Origin of the sequence: Niallia circulans (genome assembly GCF_007273535.1) — a bacterium.
GTDB lineage: Bacteria > Bacillota > Bacilli > Bacillales > Cytobacillaceae > Niallia > Niallia circulans_B.
Map to the genome: position 1 here is coordinate 1,394,504 of NZ_RIBP01000001.1, position 19,840 is coordinate 1,414,343.

The following is a 19,840-nucleotide window of genomic DNA, read 5'->3' on the forward strand; positions in this document are numbered from 1 at the left end:
AAACGATTAAATCACCCTTTTAAACTGACTAGTATACAGACCATAATAGAAGCCCTTTTGTTCAATCAATTCATCATGGCTGCCACGCTCGATAATGTCCCCGCCATTAAGCACAAGTATCGTGTCTGCCTCTCTGATTGTACTTAGCCTGTGGGCAATAACAAAGCTTGTTCTTCCTTTCATCAGCTGCCCCATAGCTGCCTGTATTTGCATTTCCGTTCTTGTATCAATACTGCTTGTTGCTTCATCCAGTATTAACACAGAAGGATCAGCAAGTATTGCTCGGGCAATTGTCAGTAGTTGCCGTTGTCCTTGGCTTAGGTTTCCTCCCTCAGCAGTCAAAACAGTATCATAGCCTTTCGGCAGCTTCCGAATGAAGCTGTCAGCATTAGCAAGCTGTGCTACGTATTCTACTTCTTCGTCTGTCGCATCCAAACGACCGTAACGGATATTCTCCCTGATAGTATCTGAGAACACATAAGCATCCTGTAGAACAATCCCAAGCCTCTGGCGGAGACTATCCTTACTGATAGATTGTAATTCGGTACCGTCAATGGTAATTCTTCCGCTGCTTATCTCGTAAAATCTCGTTAACAGATTAACAATCGTTGTTTTCCCAGCACCTGTCGGCCCAACAAGTGCAATCGTCTCACCAGGCTTAGCTGTTAACGTGATATTCTTTAAAATAGAATGACCTTTCTGATAACCAAATGAAACATTCTCAAAAATCACTTCGCCTTTTATTTCCCGCATATTATAAACTGCTTGCTTTTCATCATACTCTGATTCCTTATCCATTATTTCAAACACACGCTCTGCTCCAGCCACCGCAGATTGAAGCATATTAAATTGATTGGCTACTTGGTTGATTGGATCATTAAATTGTCTTGAGTATGATAAGAAGCTAACGACTACACCTATTGTGACCATATCCTCAAGAGCCATCCAGCCACCTGCTGCTGCAATAATTGCAAAGCTTGCATTCTTCATGACATTCATAACAGGACCAATAAATCCTGAGTAAATTTGTGCCCGAATAGACGCTTCCCGCAACTTTACATTAATATCCTGAAATTCCGCCTTAACCTTTTCCTCACGGTGGAAAACCTTCACTGCCTTCTGGCCGGAAATCGTTTCTTCAATATAACCATTCAGCTCGCCAAGGTGCTGTTGCTGGCTTGTAAAGTATTTTCTCGTAAACTTCGCAATTTTCGATGTCAGGAACATAACAAATGGGATTGTCACAAAGCTCAACAATGTTAGCCATATATTCAGACTTAGCATAAAGCATAATGCTCCGACAAGTGTGATTATGCTTGAAATAAGCGTTGTAAAGCTCTGGTTTAATGTGTTGGAGACATTCTCCATATCATTTGTAGTTCTGCTCATTAATTCTCCATGTGACTGTCTGTCAAAAAAACTCAAGGGGAGCATCTGAAGCCTAGCGAATAAGTCCTTTCGCATCCCTTGCACAGTATGTTGAGAAACGGCTGCCATGAAAAAGGATTGAAGCCATGTTGTAATAGAACTGCATACATAAACTCCAAGCAAGGCTGCACAAAACAAGATAAGTCCATTCGCGTTGCGAGTAATTATATATTTGTCGATGGAAACACCAATTAAGTAAGGACCTAAAAGATTTAAAATGGCTGTTGCCATTGTCAGGAATACGACAAGGACTAACCCTTTACGCTGCTTACCCATATAACGCCATATACGCAGGCATGTTTCCTTTGTGTTATTTGCTCGCTGTACAGGCATGTTGCCGCGGAAATGCTTTGGTCCTCCTCCTAATCCCATCTGTTGTGGAGGAATGTTGGTTTTTCTTTCACTCATAGACTACATCCTCCTTTCCAAGCTGGGAACGGTATATTTCCTGATATACTTCACTATCCTTCATTAACTGTTCGTGTGTGCCCTCAGCACAAATCCTGCCATCCTCAAGCACCATAATTTTGTCTGCTTCCAGCACAGAAGATATACGCTGAGCGATGATAAATGCAGTGCTTTTCTCCAGCAATTCTCCAAGCGCCTTTTGAATGCGGGACTCGGTTCCTAAGTCTACCGCGCTTGTGCTGTCATCCAATATTAAGATGCTTGGCCGCACTAATAGTGCTCTTGCAATGGAAATACGCTGTTTTTGACCACCAGACAAGTTTATTCCCCGTTGACCAAGCATCGTATCATATCCATCTGGCATACTCATGATAAATTCATGAGCACAAGCCGCTTTCGCTGCTAATTCTACCTCTTCCTGTGCAGCATCATGTTTTCCATAAGTGATATTATCACGGATTGTTCCACTGAATAAGATGGACTGCTGTAAAACCACACCAATAGATGTGCGTAGATGCTCTAAAAATATGTCACGGACATCAACCCCATCAATGGAAACACTACCAGCAGTTACATCATATAGTCTCGGAATTAACTGCACGAGTGACGATTTTCCAGAACCTGTTGCTCCTAATATCGCAACCGTTTGCCCTGGTTTAGCTCGAAAACTGATGTCCTTAAGTACATCCGCTTGTCCATCATAGCTGAAAGAGACACGATCAAACACAACTTCCCCACTTGTAACCGCCTGATGATCTGCTTGCAGATTGTCAATAAGAGTAGAGTCTGTAGTAAGGACTTCCTGTATCCGGTCTGCCGATACTTTAGAACGAGAAATAGTAATCATCATCATACCTATCATCATTACAGCAAACAATACTTGTGTCACATAGTTGATAAATGCAATCAAATCGCCAACTGGCAAGGCACCGTTCCATGTCTCGTGTGCTCCAAACCACAAAATACCTACTAAGCTGAAGTTAAGAATAAGCATTAAAACAGGCATATTTAACGAAACAATACGAGCTGCCTTAATCGCATATTTTGTGTAATCACCATTCGCATTCCCAAACCGGTCATTTTCAAAATCTGTCCGCACAAACGCCTTGACTACTCGTATCCCCATTAAATTTTCCTGAAGAACTGTATTCACCTTATCAAGCTTTTGCTGGACAACTGTATATGTAGGAAATGCGTGACGAATAAGGAAATAGAGGACAATAAACAATATTGGAATCGTTACTGCGAAAATGATTGCCAGTTTAAAACTGATTGTAAAAGCCATGATGACACTTCCAATTGTCAAAAGTGGCGAACGAATGCTGCGAAGTACCGTCATAATAAACATTTGCAGCTGGACTATATCCGCAGTCAGTCGAGTAATTAAACTTCCGCCCTTAAATTGATCCAAATTTTGAAAAGAGAAGGTTTGAACTTTGTCAAACACACTCTGTCGCAAATCAGTCGCAAAATTTAAGGAAGCAGTACTTGAAAATACCGTACAGCCAGCACCGCCAAGTAAGCCAATAAAGGCTACAAGTATCATTAGCCCTCCTGTTCGCTTAATCGTCTCCAGATCCCCCGCTATAACTCCTTCATTAACGATTTTCGCCATTAAGATTGGCTGAAGTAAATCCATCGATACCTCAAGCACCATAAACATTGGTGCAAGCAACGTGATTTTCCAATAAGGCTTAAGATAAACCATTAAATTTTTCATCTAACTCCCCCCTTACCAAGAAAACGGACTGGATTACTCCAATCCTTCCCTATCTTCCAAACCGTGAAATTCAGCCTTCTTTTCGAAAGGTTCCTCTGCTACTATCTCTTCTTGTACATTGGCTGACATTTCATTCTCTTGAATTTCAAACAACTGGATAAACTCGTTTATCACCATATCAATAGCCTTCAATTCTCCAACTAAGATCGGCTGAATTGTTTGAAATTCAGGTGCCTCCAGCTGCTGTTTGATTGTGGAACGCTTAAGATTCATCATCTCAAGAAAAGCAATTGCCCTGCCACGACGAAATGTTTTTGCACCTTTATGCCCTCTGTCCTTCCGCTTATGATGGTCCCCCCTGTGATGCTTTTCTTTTCTGAAGTCCTCATGCTTCATTTTCATCCCTCTTATCTGTATACATTTGTATACGTTTTTTTATAAATATAATGTATACGTTTGTATACATTATGTCAATAACCAACTGATGAGGAACTAATTTATGTTACACCGAGATTTCTCAAGAATAAAACAGTTACAAATAGGTCTTTGTAACCGCTATTTTGACATTATGAGATTTAAAAGTACTGATACCTCTTAAACCGAAAACTTTTGATATATTTACCTATTATTTATTACGGTTATCTATGTAATTTTGAGGATAATTATATTTGATACTATTATTTTTCGTTCAAATAATAGTTCTTTTGAAAGAATAAATCCAATTATTTTTTCGTTAATAAGAACCATTGTCCAATATTTGGATGATAGTATAATTGAATTTATAATATTCTAACAACGGAGTTGATTTACTTGTATTTAGGTAAATTATTATGCATGTTAAAACGAAAACATAAATTCCATTATTTCCGGCATACTTGTATTCGATGCGGTAAATTAAATAACTTGTAGTCTCCCTGCAAAACTTGATGATAATAACCTAAATTAATCCATATATTAAGTGATCCCCTAGAATTTATATTCTAGGGGATCACTTGATTTTATTCTTTTTTAAGTTGGTAGTTGCACACTAAAGTAAACAACCACATAGTTATTTACCTTAATGTGCAAGATAGATTCCAAGATTCCAAATAAAAGTCAATTTAATTTGTAGGATTGTTTAGGCAATATCTGATACCTTAACTAGATCTTCCTTCCATAGGACTTCTAAAAAATTTATTACTTCTTTTTCACATTCTTCTTTTTTTACGTCATATTTTTCAGTTAAATTGACGATAATGCCATCAAATGTTATAGGTGTACTAATAAGTTCCCATATTGCTCCACCAGTAGTGCCTAAATTATAGTATTTTCCGTTTGATATGCTTAGCATTACCTTTTCACCATTCATATCACTAACTATTTGTCCTTCTGACTGACAGATTGTTCTATTTTCTTCTAATAAGACATTTTTCAATTCACTCACTTAGAATTCCCTCCATTAATCGCTTTAAGTATAACCGCTGTTAACTCGTTTGCTGTAAAACGGGACATTGGCCTAATCAGCTTAAAGACGTGTATATTTTCAATTATTTTTGCTGATAGCTGAAAATGCCAGTTCAGCAATCCTAGTCTTTGAATAAGAAAATTCCGATACGTATGCTCAGATAGTTCTTGGATAGCATTGATACTATTCAGCTCCGTTAATTCTACGTTTTCTCCTTGTTTATTCAATACAAAGATTCCGGCTAACGGGATTGTTTCACGTTCAAAGAGATCATCAATTGGCACAGAATATTTTGTTTCTCTATAAACAATAGGTTGATAGTTTTCGGATTTCATATTAAATTCTGTCAGACTTTCCTCCCAAAGCTTTTGGTAAGGGTATGAAGGAATAACGTGTGGAACATTATTATTAAGTGTAACTGGTATTAAATCATCGCTTAGCAGTTTATACCCTTGTTTTATGAATGCTCTTGCTAAGGTGGACTTTCCTGCACCACATTCACCAACAATTCCATACGCCTTGCCATCAATAGATAATACACTTCCATGAAGAGGTAAAATATTATTCTGTAATAATATTGCTCCCATGCATGTTCCTAGTATATAGAGACGAATTTCATCTTCCTTATTGGTCTGCATTGGTGAAACAACAATTGCATTACCGGCTTTAATTAGAAAGATGGCTACTCCCTCTACTCGGAACATAATATGTTCCTTGGAGACAACAAATGGACCAATGCTATCATCGCAAAGTTCAGACCACATTTCTGAAAGATCGTTTATAGAAATGTTTATCTGCCCTTTAACATTTGATAAGATCCCTTGCTGTAATTCAGGTAAGTCTATTTCGCTAGCTATGTTAAAACCAAATGCTTGATATGACATTATGTTCTGTAGCTTCATAAATTACACCTCAATTATTGCATTGAAATCAATTTGTAAGTATTATCCCACAACCCCCCATTTTAGAAGATTGTGGGACTAATAGGTAAGTATTAATAATGGCTTCTTAGCTCCAAGTTAATTCTGGGAACGTTGTACCAGCATTGAAAGAAGCATCAAGGCGCGTTCCAGGGTTTGGTGCTGCCATTGTCATTTTTACATCCAATACTTCTAATTCAGGACTTTTCCATTCTAGTTTCATTAACTTTCACCTCCTTTCAATGAATATTAGTTAGAAATCGATATACAATTAAACTCCTCATTAGTATCCGGTAATCTAAATCAGTATCTTGCTCCACCATCGGGCCTTCCTTTATCTTCTCTAACCCAGAGAGAATGGCCTCTCGATTAAGATACTCCATCATCTGTTCGTTTTGGCTCATCATTTGGACTTCATTCACAAATAACTGCCAATCTGGAACCATTCGGTGAACCCAATCTGCTCCCTGTACACCTCTAACCCGTTGGTTCAAACGAACATCATCTGGTAAATAGCTTTTGGTGGATCGCCTAATCAATGCTCTGTCTAATCCATCTTGGACAAATTGGTCTTCTGGTAGTGATAAGCAGAAATTAATGACTCTCAAATCATTAGTAGGGTCCCGTTTCCATAAACCATGTTTCAATGATAATTTTGTTGATAAGGAATTCGTTGTATTCCATTGAAACACATCTTCAAAATGCTTCGCTCTCTCATCGGTTACCCTAGAATCATACCAACCGCTTTTATCCATACCTTTAGCTGCCAGCTTTTCATATACTGCTGTTTTATTTGCAAAATTAGGGTTAATTAGGACAGGATAATTATTACTTGCTACCCCTTTTTTTGATAATGCTGATTTACTAATAATGTTTAACTTTTTTAGTCTAGATCCTCCCACTCTCTTAGAATGGAAGGTAAGTTCTTTATAAAGCTTTATCCATCGTGCTTTTTTGAATAGAGAAGTGTAATAGTCAAGAGCTGTCCCCCAAGAAATAGATAAGTTTCCTCTCTCTCCACTTAAAAGCACTTTCAAGTTTTCCTTTTCAGCTTTTTCAAATATCCCCTTAATCCAAAAGGAATTCTCAAAAAATTTATATGGCATTTCCATAATATCGAGCACTTCATCTATATCTGTATAAGAGTTGCTCCCTTGGAAATCTAAATAATAATCATTAATTCCACCAACATATTGAACAGTAGATTTTATATATGGTGTCTCATCTGCCAAAAGATGTTTTGGTGTAAAGTCATGAAAATCTTTAGGCGGTACATAGCTGAAGGTATGAAAACTTTCATTTGTTTGTTTTAGGCTTTTGGAAGCAAAGCTAACTACTGCACCTGAGTCTAATCCCCCGCTCAGTTGTGCACCTACCTGACCATGTGTTCTTAACCGTGAGTTGACTGCTTCCTGAAAGACCTCTTGAAAAGCTTCTATATATTCTTCATTAGAGCTTAGTTTTAATGTTGATTCAGCTTTTAGGGTCATATATCTTGTTACCTTAAGAGAATTACTTGTTACAATAATGCTATGGGAAGGGGGCAGTTGTGCAATATCCTGATAAGGTGTGATAGAAGCATCCGCCGTGTCAGTAACAGCTGATACTGCCAAATATTCTGCCAGCCATTCCTCATTTAATTTTGAGCTTACATGACCACTTTTTAATAATGGCTCTAGTAAAGTGGCGAAGGAAAAATGACCATTTTTACGATAATAATAGAGCGTTCGTGATCCTGAAAAATCTCTTGCCCCAAATAGTCTTTGCCTTCTTCCATCCCATATCATGAAAGCAAAATCTCCTATTAAATATTTTGGGGTATCTTCAAGCCATTTATCATAAGCAAGCAGAATTAAACGGCTGTCAGTAATCGACTTACTTTCTAATTTATCTAAACCCAAAAGATCAGCAAGTTCCTTGCGATTATCAATAATAGCATCTGCTGTAATTGCATATTGGCGAATAGGATCATAGAATGGTAGCTGCTCACCTACAGATTCTGGTGTTATCCATTGAGCCATGCAGCCAAAAAGAACTTCATTATGTTTCCATACTTGAGTTACATCAGAAGGAAACTTTTTAAAATACTTTATTATTTTATAACCTTGTTCGTCCGTAGCATGGACGCCATTTAGATGATAAATACCAACGATCGCACTCATATCTGATCTCCTAACACCAAGTATCCGCACTAACAATTCTTTATTAAGAACCAATGCATAAAAAAAATATTTTTTAAGTTGTTTTTTGTTCTATATAAAGAACATATCATATTTCAACAACATACGCAATTATTAATTTTCACCATCAATGAACAAAGTACGAATGCTTATGCTAAGGTTTGATTTAAAGCCAATTCTTGTGTATTCAACAAGTTTCTTAAAGCACCTTGAGACTGAGACAAGCGTTGATACGCCCCCTCTTGAATTACTTTTCCATCCTCCAGCACAATAACATTGTCTGCATTACGGATGGTAGACAGCCTGTGAGCAATAATTATTATTGTCATTTTCCCTTTGAGGAGGTCAATTGATTCCTGGATTTTCTTCTCATTTTCACTATCAAGTGCACTTGTGGCTTCATCCAATACAAGGATGGAAGGTTTCCTTAATATTGCTCTAGCTAGTATGATCCGCTGTCGCTGACCTCCAGAAAGCTTCATTCCTCTGTCGCCAATTACAGTGTCCAAACCTAAGGGCAGTTTCTTTACGAACTCAGCTGCTGCGGCAAAAGATAAAGATTCCCATATTTCTGCTTCTGAGGCATCAGGCCGCACCATAAGTAAATTTTCTCTGAGTGTTGTATGAAACAAGTATGGATCCTGAGAAACATAACTAATAGAACTTCTAAAGGTAAGTAAATTATCATCATTTAACGGCTGATTATTAATTCGCACCTGTCCATGTTCTGGTTTTAGCAAGCCCATAATCATATCAACTAGTGTTGTTTTTCCTGCCCCTGATTTCCCTACAATGGCAGTTGTTTCATTATTCCGGATACAAATATCAATATTAGTTAATGCCATTATCTCTTGACTTGTATCATAACGGTAGCTAATGTTTTTGCATTCTATTACACCATCATAATATTGATTTTTATGGTGGTTTTTTTGACTGCTGATTTTAAATTCTTGCTGCTTCTGACTTTCCTCCTGTACATTTAACACATTTTCTACAGCAGGCAGCATTGCAATAATCTGTTCTAAGTTAGTTTGTATAGATGTGAATTTGGGCCATAATCTAGAAAAAATAAGAATAATAAGAACTACTTTTTCATTGGCAATATGCATCATGTTAAGTGATACATACACAAACATTACGATAAGTAAGGCTGCAGCTATACGGTAGGCTAGTGTTGATGTTGAACTAAGTCTGACTAACTTCATAACATTAGATTCAATCGCATTTGATTTCCCTCGGAACCAATGGAAATAAGATTCTTCTAGCATATTGCTTTTCATATCCTTAATGCCATTAAATTGGTCGGTTATACCACCAAAGTATTCATTCATTAAATCAGTTGTTTCTCTGCCAAGTGTTTTTGAGCCTTTCAAAAACTTTTTCATATAAATCGCTAATACTGTCCCGCTTACTAGTACAATAACAGTAAGTAACGGAGATAATAAAAAGGCCAGCATTACTTGTATTAAGGTGAAAAATATCAGACTGGATAACTGGATTACACTATGAGTCCCAGACCCTACCCTTGCAATCTCTGTTGTTAATATGTAGTTGAAATCAGACTTTCTTTTACCAATAAAGAACTCCCATTTTGCGCCGTTTAAGGATTTATACAAATCTAACCTTAATTTTTTGATGAAATTTTGCTGTATCCATGTGTTCGTAATTGATTGATATCTCTGGAGAAGTGCTTGACCTGTTATCAAGAAAAAATACAAGATAAGCACAAATGAAATGCTAACATCAAAAGGTATTTTCTCCATCCCTTTCATGATGTAGTTTATCGGAAATACATTATCCATTTGCATATCAAATACTCCAATTACAGCTAACATAGGTACTAATAAATAAATACCTATACCCTCTAACGCACTAATTAATAGGCTCAAAAAAAAGTTAAGATAAATCTTTCTCCCAGTGACCTCAACCAATTTCTTGAGAAAAAGCAAAAGATTATTCATAAAATATACTCCTAATTTTCCATTTTTCGATGGTTTTCGCCTTTACTGCTTATGCCCTTTTGATAATAAGGACCCTTGGCAAAAGTTTTCACAACAGTAAATTGGTTCATCGTTTCAGCACCGGTAACAAATAATGAACCGCTGCGCACCCATGCATGCGCAATCATACTCCCATCCTCATCCCTTGCTATTCCCATATAAAGTGTACTTTCTATTTTCCTTTTATTTAACATTCTAGTTGCTGCAATTGCCTGTACGAGACAACTGCTATCCCAAAATGTATGCTTACTTGCTGTTATCACTGCATAAGATACGTCTGTTATCATTTGATCATGTACAGATGAACTGATTGATGTTTCGGTAGACTGTTCTCCTAAAGAAGGTGCTACCTTTTCAAAAGGCAATAATTTCAAGTACCTTGCCCTTCCCAAATAAAAAAATGCTTCTATTAAAAGAGTTCTTCTTTGCATATTTAACTGCATAAATTTTTTTATTTTAGAAAACACTCCTAACATCCTTTCTTATTCATCTGAAATAAATCTACTATGCTGTTTTAGAAAATCCCCCATCTTTTTCTATCAAAACATTCTTTTATAAGAACAAATTTTGCATTTAACGAATAATATAATATATCCTTATGTAAGAAAAAGTACTTTTTTATACTATTAGGTGCTGCCTGGTGTTATTTTAGCACTAATAACAAAACGTTCTTTATAAAGAACTTATTGCTATTTTAACTTCTTTTTAGATAGATTTCGATAGGAAATTTTACCCTATTTTTTACTTTATATACCTAATCAGAAAATTCAATACTTTAGAAAGCGCTTTTGATTATTAAAACAGCTCTATTGGCGTTTAAAGCAAAAAAACAGTTCCCAAAAGGGGAAACTGTTAAAAGGAGGAAGACATGTTCTCATTCCAAGGCTTATTAAGGTTGTAAGGGGATGGAGAGATAAGCATTTATAACATTTGCTTGTTGGGAATTGCCAGCCTTTAAGACCTTGTACTTAACGTTCGTAAAACAGATCATTATTACAGACAGAATTTTAATGCCTACCGTTCTTACTGACGTTGCCACAAAACACTTACAACGCCCTTTCCCAGGCACTTAGGGGTATGCTAGGAGTTATGATATTTCCCGGTCTGTATAACGCAGCAAAGTGCCCAAAAAGGTAACACTACCCAAGGACTAGTTTCTCAGAAATAATTGGCAATTTATCCTGTTTAATTAAAAGCACATCTTATTCCCATAAACTAAAAACAGGAAGCAAATCTTACACAAACTTTCTGATCATTAGTGATTACTGGCTACTTTATCACTTTCTTTTACAAATGCTTATCTCAAACTTCCCCTGACAACTTAACCTTATCAATTCATCACAAAAATCCCTATACCTTCAGCTGTTTGTTGCGATTATTGTCAATCTTTTTAGGACTTTTACTTTAAATGCTCCTAGTATTTTTTACTTAAATGCAATATTTTTACTCTCACTCACTATTACGTGGAGCAGTTAATATCTCTCCTTCATTTTTCGAAGAGTTGACAAGTGTTGAAACTTCATATTTTATCATTGCTTCTGTGTCGTATGGGACGAGCAGCTGTTTTAGTTGTTGATAATCATCCATTCTTGGATTAAGCCACTGATTGTAGTCCTCCTGCTTTAATATCACTGGCATCCTGTCATGGATATCCTTTGTTATTTCGTTAGCATTTGTGGTAACAATGGTGCATGTCGCAAGCGGCTTTGTACCGTCTCCTTTTTTCCACACCTCATATAAACCTGCAAAGGCAAATGGTTTACTGTCCTTCATGACAAATCGAAAAGGCCGTTTTCCGTCCTCTGTCTTTTTCCACTCATAATAACCATCAGAAATAATTAAGCATCTTCTACTTTGAAAGGCTTGCCTGAAGGATGGCTTTTCGTCAATACTCTCCATGCGAGCATTAATTAGTTTATAGCCTACTTTTTCATCCTTTGCCCAAAATGGGACTAGGCCCCATCGTAAATAACTCCCAACCCTGCGTCCATAGTTATAACCAACTGCGAGAATATCCTGTCCTGGTGATATATTGTATCTTGGTGAAATTTCCTCGTAAAATTCGAAATTCATTTCAGTTTGTAGAAAGTCAAGCTCACTTATTAAGGAATATCTGCCGCACATATTCATTACTCCTTTATATCTTTTACTATAGTTTCGCCGAAACAAGCAAAAAGTAATATATTATTATGTAAACGAATAAAAGCTAGGAGCAAAGTCAGATTGTTCCTAGCTTAGTGTATTAAACTTTGGCAGTTAAATTTTGAATAAACTTCGCAATCCTATCGAAGCCTTTATGGATATTATCAACAGACGAAGCATATGAGAGCCTCACATACCCTTCTCCCATTGTTCCGAAGCAGTCACCAGGCGAAACGACTACATGCTGTTCGTGTAAAAGCTTAAGTGCAAACTCATCAGAGCTTAGCCCTGTTTCCTTTATGTTCATGAATACATAAAATGCTCCCTTTGGCATTAGACACGATATCTTATCTATCTGATTAATCCGTTCCACCATGATGCTTCTGCGCTCTTTATATTGCTCATTCATGTAGGTATAGGCATCCGTTGGCCCTGTTAATGCCTCAATCGCAGCATATTGCGCTGGTGTATTTACACAGGACAGCATGAATTCTTGGATTTTTTGCATTTGGGCAATGATTGGTTTGGGAGCCAGACAATAACCAACCCGCCACCCTGTCATTGCAAACGACTTCGATACAGAATCAATAATAATTGTCCTGTCTTTCATACCGGAAATCCTTGCAATATTATAGAAAGGCTCATCATACGTCAAATATTTATATACCTCATCAAAAATGACATATATATCATGTTCCATCGCAAGCCGAGCAATCATTTCCATCGTGTCCCTGCTAGCGACTGCGCCTGTCGGATTCGAGGGAGAGTTTAGAATAATTGCTTTTGTGTTCGGCGTTATCGCTTCCCTCAAGCGTTCTTCTGTGAAATTAAAGCCTTCCTCCTCAAATACAGGAACCGTTACAGGCACAGCATTATTCATTTCAATCATACCAAAATAATTTGTATAACAAGGATCACTAACAATCACTTCATCACCTGGATTAGTGAGGATTAACAATGATAAAAATAAGCCTTGCATTCCTCCAACTGTGATAAAAATCTCATCCTCTGGATTGTAGCTGACCTTATCGAATTCTTGAAAATGTTTGCTAACTGCAACACGCAAAGGAAGTATACCTGCATTTGGCGTATAGTGTGTTTCGCCATTGTCCATTGCCTTCTTTGCGGCATCGATAATGTTTTTGGGTGTGTCAAACTCAGGCTCCCCTATTACAAAGCTGACTACATCCTCCAAGCCTTGTGACAACTCATACATCTGTCTAACTTTAGCAGCTTTAATTCCTTGAATCTTCCTTGATAAATCCTTCATTGCCTTTCCTTCCCGAATGGAATCATTCTGCTTATTTAATTTTCATAATATTCAATCTTATATTTATTAGATTCTACCATATTCACTGTTATTAATTAATAATTATTTTTATAATCGAAAAATACCTCTAGTTTTACGTCCCTCTATATTGTGTCTAACTGATTGTTACATAACAAAAAAGCACCTATCCAGTTAAGGGTAGGTGCTTTCGCTTATTAATCTTCGCTTCTTTGCATTCCTGTATATATAAGGATTAATCGAAGTAATTCAAGGACAGCAACAGCTGCTGCTGCTACATATGTTAACGCTGCTGCGTTTAGAACTTTTTTTGTTTCTCTTTCTTCGTCATTACGAATAATTCCGAGGCTGACTACTTCATCCATAGCTCTGCTGGAAGCATTAAACTCAACTGGCAATGTCACAAACTGAAATATTACCGCTGCTGCCATAAACACGATTCCCAGCAATACAAAGTTGCTTAAGCCAGCAAGCATTCCAATCAAAATCAAAATCCAAGAGAAGTTGCTACCGATGTTTGCAACTGGAACAAGTGCATGTCGGAAACGCAGGAAAGCATATTCCTGCTGATCCTGAATTGCGTGGCCTACCTCATGGGCAGCAATCGCTGCTGCTGCCACAGATTGGCCATGATAGTTGTCAGAAGAGAGACGAACTACCTTTGAGCGTGGATCATAGTGGTCTGATAATACTCCTCTTGTTTCTTCAATAGATACATCATATAAACCATTAGAATCTAGGATTCTTCTGGCAACTTCTCTGCCAGACATATGTGAAGACGTCTTAACTTTTGAGTATTTTTTATATGCGCTTCTCACTCGAAGCTGAGCAAATATAGGGACAATCAAGATTATCAAAAAATAGATAAGAAACATATTTCCCTCTCCCTTTCCTTTTATTTAGCCGGTACAGCATCCAGAAGGTCATCTCCAATTTCACCGACGATTTCTTCCAATATGTCTTCCATCGAAACAATACCTGCTGTTTGACCGTTCTTATTTTTCACAATGGCTAAATGTGTGCTGCTTTGCTGCATTTTCAAAAGAGCGTCCTTAATAGGAGCTGTCTCCATAAAACTTGGGAGTTTATGGATGAACTTTTCCAACTTAAGCTCTCTTCCTGCAACAATATTTGTCAGCATTTCTTTTGTATTAATAAACCCGATAAATACTCCGTTTTCGGTAACAGGATATCGCGTATATTCATGCTCATCCAAAATTGTAATTAATTCCGCAAATGGCATGCCTTTTTCTACAGAAACAATGCGCTCTTTCGGTATCATAATATCTTTTAAAATTCGCTCATCAAATGCAAAGATATTCTCCAAGTACTCCAGCTCTGTTCTGTTGATTTCGCCACTTTCATAGCTTTGTGTAACAATCAGCTTTAATTCTTCCTCAGAATGGACTGATTCATGACCAGCTGGTTTTACCCCAAACATTCGAAGAAGAGCACGGGAAGAGCCGTTTAAAGCAGCTATGAAAGGCTTAGTTACTTTACCAAACCAATATAATGGTGGCGCAAGCATAAGCGTCATCTTTTCAGCATATTGAATGGCCAATGTTTTAGGTGCTAGCTCTCCAAGCACAACATGGAGAAATGTAACGACTGATAAAGCGATCGCATAAGACAGCACTGTTGCTAAAGCTTCTGGAACATTAAACCTTTCAAATAGAGGATGAAGCATTTTCTCTACTGTAGGTTCGCCTAATGCACCAAGTACTAATGCAGTTATTGTAATTCCCAGCTGACAGGCAGACAGGTAAAAATCGAGATTTTGAGCAACTTTTTTTGCTATCAAAGCCTTCTTATTACCTTCTGCTATTAATTGATCGATCCGTGACATCCTTACCTTCAATATCGCAAACTCAGCACCAACAAAAAATGCAGTCAATCCAATAAATACGGCTACTAAAAACAAATTTAATACTATAAATCCGTCCAATTCATGCGCTCCTATTAATAAAGTTTTTCTTGCTAATTAATTGATTAGTTAAGAACTTCAATAGCATCTTCACTTGATTCTAAACGTGTCAATGTAACTTGCTTAATCTGATAATTATCCATTTCGGTGACTGTCCATACATACTTACCATATTCGACTTGATCATCCAGTTGAACATTATCAACTAACTGAAACTGCATCCAGCCTCCGATTGTATCAATCGTTTCCTTTTCATCAAAGCTGATGCCAAATTGCTCTTCCAAGTCTTCCAGTAATACTCGGCCATTTACTATATAACGATATTCTCCGATGCTTTGAATATCTTCCACTTCATCTGCATCAAATTCGTCCCTAATCTCGCCAACTAGTTCCTCCAGAATATCTTCCATTGTCAAGATTCCAGATGTACCTCCATACTCATCAATGACTAATACCATATGAATTCTTTCTTTTTGCATTTTATACAAAATATCCTGAATTCGAGTAACTTCTAATACAATTGGTAAGTCACGGATAAATTCCTTGAGCTGACGGTTCCTACCTGTTGCCATATTGGATAACATTTTTTTGATGTTGACCATTCCGACGATATTGTCTTTATCACCATCTATTGTTACTGGGTAACGTGTATAATTAAACTCATCCAATACTTTAATGATTTCTTCTCTTTTCATCTCTTGATCCAATGTAATTAAAGATGTCCTTGGCACCATAATATCTTTTGCAACACGCTCATCAAAGGCGAAGACATTTTCCATATATTCAAGCTCTGTCTCATTTAATTCTCCACCCTGATAGCTTTGTGCCATGACTATCTTCAACTCTTCTTCTGAGTAGGCATGCTCGTGTCCTGCAGGTTTAACACCAAAGATTCGCAGAATTCTTCCAGACGCACCGTTTAACGCCCAAATGAATGGGTACATGATTTTACCAAACCAATACAATGGTCCTGATAACATCAATGTTAGCTTTTCTGGAAACTCAATTGCTAAAGTTTTAGGCGCCATTTCACCGACGACAACATGCAAGAAAGTAACTAGGATAAATGCAATCGCATAGGAAGCGATTGAAGATACAGACCCAGGCACATTCAACAAATCAAACACCGGGTATAGAATCCGTTCTATTGCAGGTTTTCCTAGTGCACCAAGTCCTAATGCTGTCACCGTAATACCTAGCTGACAGGCTGAGAGGTAATAATCGAGATTACCGGCCACTTTTTTTGCCATTACTGCTTTTTTGTTCCCTTCTGCAATCAGCTGATCGATTCGCGACATTCTAATTTTAACGACCGCAAACTCAGAGCCGACGAAAAATGCCGTAAGCACGATCAAGATTACAAGTATGAACAGATTTGTAAGAGTAATTATGTCCAATCAGTTCCCTCAAATTGAGGGATTCACCTCCGTAAAAAAATAGTTATAACAATGCTAACAGCGTCATAATTGCTGTCATTTTCGGTTCAATACGTTTATATACCTTCAGTTTCTCTTCTGGCGGTACATTTTTTAGTTTTTCTTCAAGAATAGACAGCTTTTTTTGTAAACAGTTTATTTCATCCTGTACATCGCAAATAATCGGTTCGATGTCACCTGAAAATTCTGAGTGGAGTACTTCCTTAATTTCCTCCATGGACATTCTTTGCTGTTTTAGAATTTTAATTCTTTCCAGTGTTTCAAGTACGTCCTCTGGATATAAGCGGTAATTAGAGGAAGACCGCTGTACCTCCAGCAACCCAATTTGAGTATAATAATCAATTGTCCTCGATGATAAACCGCTTAATTCCGCCACTTTTCCGATACGCAATAACGCCTCCCCAAATTACTCACCCTTTCTATACGTTATTATTTATATATAATGATAACATGCTTTATAAAAACTGTACAGTATAACGTTACGGTTTTCGTTTTCAATAATTATTGCTTTTTATTTTTACCAGCTTATGCTGTAATCATTTACTTTTCTGCCATTTTTATATGTATGTAAAAATTGGTGTATTAAAACTAAAAAACCGAACTATTAGTTCGGTTTTCCCAATGGTTCATATACTTTTGTCACAGCCTCTATCTTAGGCTGAAAATACTTATTTCCAGTCTTTATGTGAAAATGGAGTGCAAGCTCCTTAACAATAACTTTTATATATTTTTCGGTTAATCTATATATTTATTTTTCAGCTGATCTGCTCCAATTCCACCAACAAGCATTAACACTAAAGGTAGGAATGAAGTTCCTGTTGGCAACCCTTCTAAACTTATATTTGTCCAATCAAAATAATTGAACAGCATAATAACAATTTTTCCAACCATTAACAGAACACCAATTGTAAAGATGCTCTCAAAGAACACCTTCCACTTTGGATATGCGAGCTTCTTACTATCTTTAATCACTTTGTCCTTCAATTCTTCATCACTCCTTAGCATTTCATCGATTGTAACGCCAAATAAATCACTTAAATGAATGATTATTTCAATACTGGGATAGTTCTTGCCAGTTTCCCATTTTGAAACAGACTGACGGCTAACATGAATCTTCTCAGAGAGTTCAAGCTGAGACCATCCCTTTTTTTCACGTTCTTGTTTCAAACGCTCACCAAAAATCATCTTCTCGTTCGCCTGCCTTTACATTTTTTATATTAGTAAAATTAGTAACAAAGTAAAGATAGTTCTGTGCGCATCAAGGTGCAACCTATGGTTGCACCTTGATTTTCCTTTGTTTTTTATAAGTGAATACAGGAAACTAAAGAAAAACCATTTATAAGATATACGGAAAAAAAGTTAATGCATAACAGGTCTACGCATTAACTTTAATAGGATTTATTCAATAATTTCCTTCACAGGAGAGTCAGCGTTCAGCGTAAAATCACCACTGTCTGCATCAACAAAATCAGGATCCATATACATGGAATTACTGTCACTATTTGTTGCATCTTGGAAGTCAGTAATGCTTGTATATTCTTCGTTTTTCCAAACCCAAAGCGGCTCCTTCTCCTCTTCCTTATCATAGATATTGCTTGCGAGAGAATTTTTTGTATTAGCAGTGAAATAATTAACAATGAATATTCCGTTATCACTTGAGGAAAGGATATTTTTTTCGATTTTATTGCCGCTCGTATCATGCTGCAGCATTAATTGTCCGCCGTCCAAACCTTTGATATCATTTTTGTACAATATATTTTTAGAAATAGTCGAGTCCTTTGTGCCTCCTCGGTCCGTATCATAACCGCCAATTGAAATCCCCGTATAATTATTTTCATATACAGTATTATTGGTAATATCAATATTAATGGCATATTTCTTAAGATGTTCAGACGTTGCTTCAATCCCAAGGTCATTATTGTAGATAGTATTTTGGTCTACCGTAATATCCCTGCCACCATCAATATAAATTCCCCCAGCACTGTAGTCTTCTCCGTAAGCAGGGTTTCCATATGATGTATTATTGGACACAATATTGTGACTGACCGTTCCATTTCGAACATAATCATTCTCTTCACTTGTGCCCTCATAGCCAATCATATCAATTCCAATATTATCATTGTTGCGGACAGTATTATGCGAAATAACAAATCCATCAATGTTTCCGTTTAAAACAAGCGCTTCACTCGCACCAAGCTTTAAATTTTCTACAAGGTTATTTTCTATTGTTATGTCTTTCATAGCTTTGGTCGCATAAAAGGCAATCCCATGACCGTTTCCATCATCATGTAATGTTTTTATATTTCGGACCGTATTATCCTTAATCGTAATATGACTGCTGTTTCCTGCAACATATATTCCGATGACCGTTTCATCTGCAAGCCTTGTAGATAAGTCAGAAAACGTTAGCCCTTTTAGAGTAATATAGCTTTTATCGATAATAGATGCGAGAGCAGTGTCCTCCTCTACATCCTCCATATTTTCACCACTGATAATGACTTTTTCTCCCTTATACGCTTCAAAAGTAATTGGGTCTGTTTTCGTTCCACTATGGTTCACATCTAACGCCTCATAATAGGTTCCTGCACGTATATATACAGTAGTGCCAGGAGTAGCTTCTAAACTCGCCTTTTCCAATGTCTTGAATGGTTCCTCAATGGTCCCCGCATTTTCGTCTTCCCCATCTTCTGCTACATAAAGTGTCTGTTTAGCTGCTGCTACCTTTGTTTCTTGTTCTTCTGTGTCTGTGTCATCCTGTTGTAAATAAACGAACAGACAGACAGCAGCGATAATAGTTGCCAATAGTAATAATATTTTTTTCATCATAACGTCCTTTTCCTTTAATATGCTTCGCTTTTTATCTTGAAGGAAGATCCGTCGTTTGGCAAGGAAGGTTATTGTAACTCTTCGTTAATTACACCACATAAGCATTAACAATAGATCACACAAT

17 protein-coding genes are annotated in these 19,840 nt (G+C 37.0%); all 17 read right to left on the reverse strand.

Annotated features, from left to right (window positions below):
• Positions 1 to 6: 6 nt before the first annotated feature.
• The 17 genes from CEQ21_RS07745 to CEQ21_RS07825 all read right to left on the reverse strand — a co-directional run bounded on the left by CEQ21_RS07745 (position 7) and on the right by CEQ21_RS07825 (position 19,716).
• The gene (locus CEQ21_RS07745) at positions 7 to 1,836 is read right to left on the reverse strand and encodes an ABC transporter ATP-binding protein (protein ID WP_185763986.1); all 1,830 of its coding nucleotides are present in this window, start codon (positions 1,834 to 1,836) and stop codon (positions 7 to 9) included.
• On the reverse strand, positions 1,829 to 3,556 hold the full coding sequence (locus CEQ21_RS07750; protein ID WP_185763987.1) for an ABC transporter ATP-binding protein: 1,728 nt from the start codon (positions 3,554 to 3,556) through the stop codon (positions 1,829 to 1,831). Before CEQ21_RS07750 ends, CEQ21_RS07745 begins: the two co-directional genes overlap by 8 nt.
• Before the next feature lie 33 nt (positions 3,557 to 3,589).
• Entirely contained in the window at positions 3,590 to 3,952 is a 363-nt protein-coding gene (locus CEQ21_RS07755; protein ID WP_235907199.1) for a hypothetical protein, read from the reverse strand.
• 721 nt (positions 3,953 to 4,673) lie between these two features.
• Entirely contained in the window at positions 4,674 to 4,979 is a 306-nt protein-coding gene (locus CEQ21_RS07760) for a lasso peptide biosynthesis PqqD family chaperone (protein WP_235907200.1), read from the reverse strand.
• The gene (locus tag CEQ21_RS07765; protein ID WP_185763988.1) at positions 4,976 to 5,902 is read right to left on the reverse strand and encodes a phosphoenolpyruvate carboxykinase (ATP); all 927 of its coding nucleotides are present in this window, start codon (positions 5,900 to 5,902) and stop codon (positions 4,976 to 4,978) included. The genes CEQ21_RS07760 and CEQ21_RS07765 overlap by 4 nt, the downstream gene beginning before the upstream one ends.
• Positions 5,903 to 6,008: 106 nt before the next feature.
• Positions 6,009 to 6,143: a paeninodin family lasso peptide gene (locus CEQ21_RS07770; protein ID WP_127738430.1), complete on the reverse strand. Its 135-nt coding sequence runs from the start codon at positions 6,141 to 6,143 to the stop codon at positions 6,009 to 6,011.
• 16 nt (positions 6,144 to 6,159) lie between these two features.
• Positions 6,160 to 8,082, reverse strand: a complete 1,923-nt coding sequence (locus CEQ21_RS07775) for an asparagine synthase-related protein (protein WP_185763989.1) — start codon at positions 8,080 to 8,082, stop codon at positions 6,160 to 6,162.
• Positions 8,083 to 8,249: 167 nt separating this feature from the next.
• Complete coding sequence (locus tag CEQ21_RS07780) at positions 8,250 to 10,061, reverse strand: ABC transporter ATP-binding protein (RefSeq protein ID WP_185763990.1); 1,812 nt, start codon at positions 10,059 to 10,061, stop codon at positions 8,250 to 8,252.
• 11 nt (positions 10,062 to 10,072) lie between these two features.
• The gene (locus tag CEQ21_RS07785; RefSeq protein ID WP_185763991.1) at positions 10,073 to 10,576 is read right to left on the reverse strand and encodes a lasso peptide biosynthesis B2 protein; all 504 of its coding nucleotides are present in this window, start codon (positions 10,574 to 10,576) and stop codon (positions 10,073 to 10,075) included.
• Between the two features lie 973 nt (positions 10,577 to 11,549).
• Positions 11,550 to 12,224, reverse strand: coding sequence for an SOS response-associated peptidase (locus CEQ21_RS07790; protein WP_185763992.1), 675 nt, complete (start codon positions 12,222 to 12,224; stop codon positions 11,550 to 11,552).
• Between the two features lie 118 nt (positions 12,225 to 12,342).
• Positions 12,343 to 13,512 carry a pyridoxal phosphate-dependent aminotransferase gene (locus tag CEQ21_RS07795; protein WP_185763993.1) on the reverse strand — a complete coding sequence of 390 codons (1,170 nt, stop codon included), beginning with the start codon at positions 13,510 to 13,512 and terminating at the stop codon, positions 12,343 to 12,345.
• A gap of 215 nt (positions 13,513 to 13,727) precedes the next feature.
• Entirely contained in the window at positions 13,728 to 14,405 is a 678-nt protein-coding gene (locus CEQ21_RS07800) for a zinc metallopeptidase (protein ID WP_185763994.1), read from the reverse strand.
• 20 nt (positions 14,406 to 14,425) lie between these two features.
• A complete protein-coding gene (locus CEQ21_RS07805) occupies positions 14,426 to 15,475 on the reverse strand; it encodes a hemolysin family protein (RefSeq protein ID WP_185763995.1) in 1,050 nt (349 codons plus the stop codon).
• A 44-nt stretch (positions 15,476 to 15,519) separates the two neighbouring features.
• Complete coding sequence (locus CEQ21_RS07810) at positions 15,520 to 16,851, reverse strand: hemolysin family protein (protein ID WP_185763996.1); 1,332 nt, start codon at positions 16,849 to 16,851, stop codon at positions 15,520 to 15,522.
• A 43-nt stretch (positions 16,852 to 16,894) separates the two neighbouring features.
• Positions 16,895 to 17,281: a MerR family transcriptional regulator gene (locus CEQ21_RS07815; protein ID WP_185763997.1), complete on the reverse strand. Its 387-nt coding sequence runs from the start codon at positions 17,279 to 17,281 to the stop codon at positions 16,895 to 16,897.
• A 344-nt stretch (positions 17,282 to 17,625) separates the two neighbouring features.
• Entirely contained in the window at positions 17,626 to 18,075 is a 450-nt protein-coding gene (locus CEQ21_RS07820; protein ID WP_185763998.1) for a helix-turn-helix domain-containing protein, read from the reverse strand.
• A 213-nt stretch (positions 18,076 to 18,288) separates the two neighbouring features.
• Positions 18,289 to 19,716: a right-handed parallel beta-helix repeat-containing protein gene (locus tag CEQ21_RS07825; protein WP_185763999.1), complete on the reverse strand. Its 1,428-nt coding sequence runs from the start codon at positions 19,714 to 19,716 to the stop codon at positions 18,289 to 18,291.
• Positions 19,717 to 19,840: the final 124 nt, after the last annotated feature.

Coding starts and splice junctions, on each gene's coding strand:
- CEQ21_RS07745 (WP_185763986.1), bottom strand. CDS start 1,836: ATGAGTGAAAGAAAAACCAACATTCCTCCACAACAGATGGGATTAGGA.
- CEQ21_RS07750 (WP_185763987.1), bottom strand. CDS start 3,556: ATGAAAAATTTAATGGTTTATCTTAAGCCTTATTGGAAAATCACGTTG.
- CEQ21_RS07755 (WP_235907199.1), bottom strand. CDS start 3,952: ATGAAGCATGAGGACTTCAGAAAAGAAAAGCATCACAGGGGGGACCAT.
- CEQ21_RS07765 (WP_185763988.1), bottom strand. CDS start 5,902: ATGAAGCTACAGAACATAATGTCATATCAAGCATTTGGTTTTAACATA.
- CEQ21_RS07770 (WP_127738430.1), bottom strand. CDS start 6,143: ATGAAACTAGAATGGAAAAGTCCTGAATTAGAAGTATTGGATGTAAAA.
- CEQ21_RS07775 (WP_185763989.1), bottom strand. CDS start 8,082: ATGAGTGCGATCGTTGGTATTTATCATCTAAATGGCGTCCATGCTACG.
- CEQ21_RS07780 (WP_185763990.1), bottom strand. CDS start 10,061: ATGAATAATCTTTTGCTTTTTCTCAAGAAATTGGTTGAGGTCACTGGG.
- CEQ21_RS07785 (WP_185763991.1), bottom strand. CDS start 10,576: ATGTTAGGAGTGTTTTCTAAAATAAAAAAATTTATGCAGTTAAATATG.
- CEQ21_RS07790 (WP_185763992.1), bottom strand. CDS start 12,224: ATGTGCGGCAGATATTCCTTAATAAGTGAGCTTGACTTTCTACAAACT.
- CEQ21_RS07795 (WP_185763993.1), bottom strand. CDS start 13,512: ATGAAGGATTTATCAAGGAAGATTCAAGGAATTAAAGCTGCTAAAGTT.
- CEQ21_RS07800 (WP_185763994.1), bottom strand. CDS start 14,405: ATGTTTCTTATCTATTTTTTGATAATCTTGATTGTCCCTATATTTGCT.
- CEQ21_RS07820 (WP_185763998.1), bottom strand. CDS start 18,075: ATGATTTTTGGTGAGCGTTTGAAACAAGAACGTGAAAAAAAGGGATGG.
- CEQ21_RS07825 (WP_185763999.1), bottom strand. CDS start 19,716: ATGATGAAAAAAATATTATTACTATTGGCAACTATTATCGCTGCTGTC.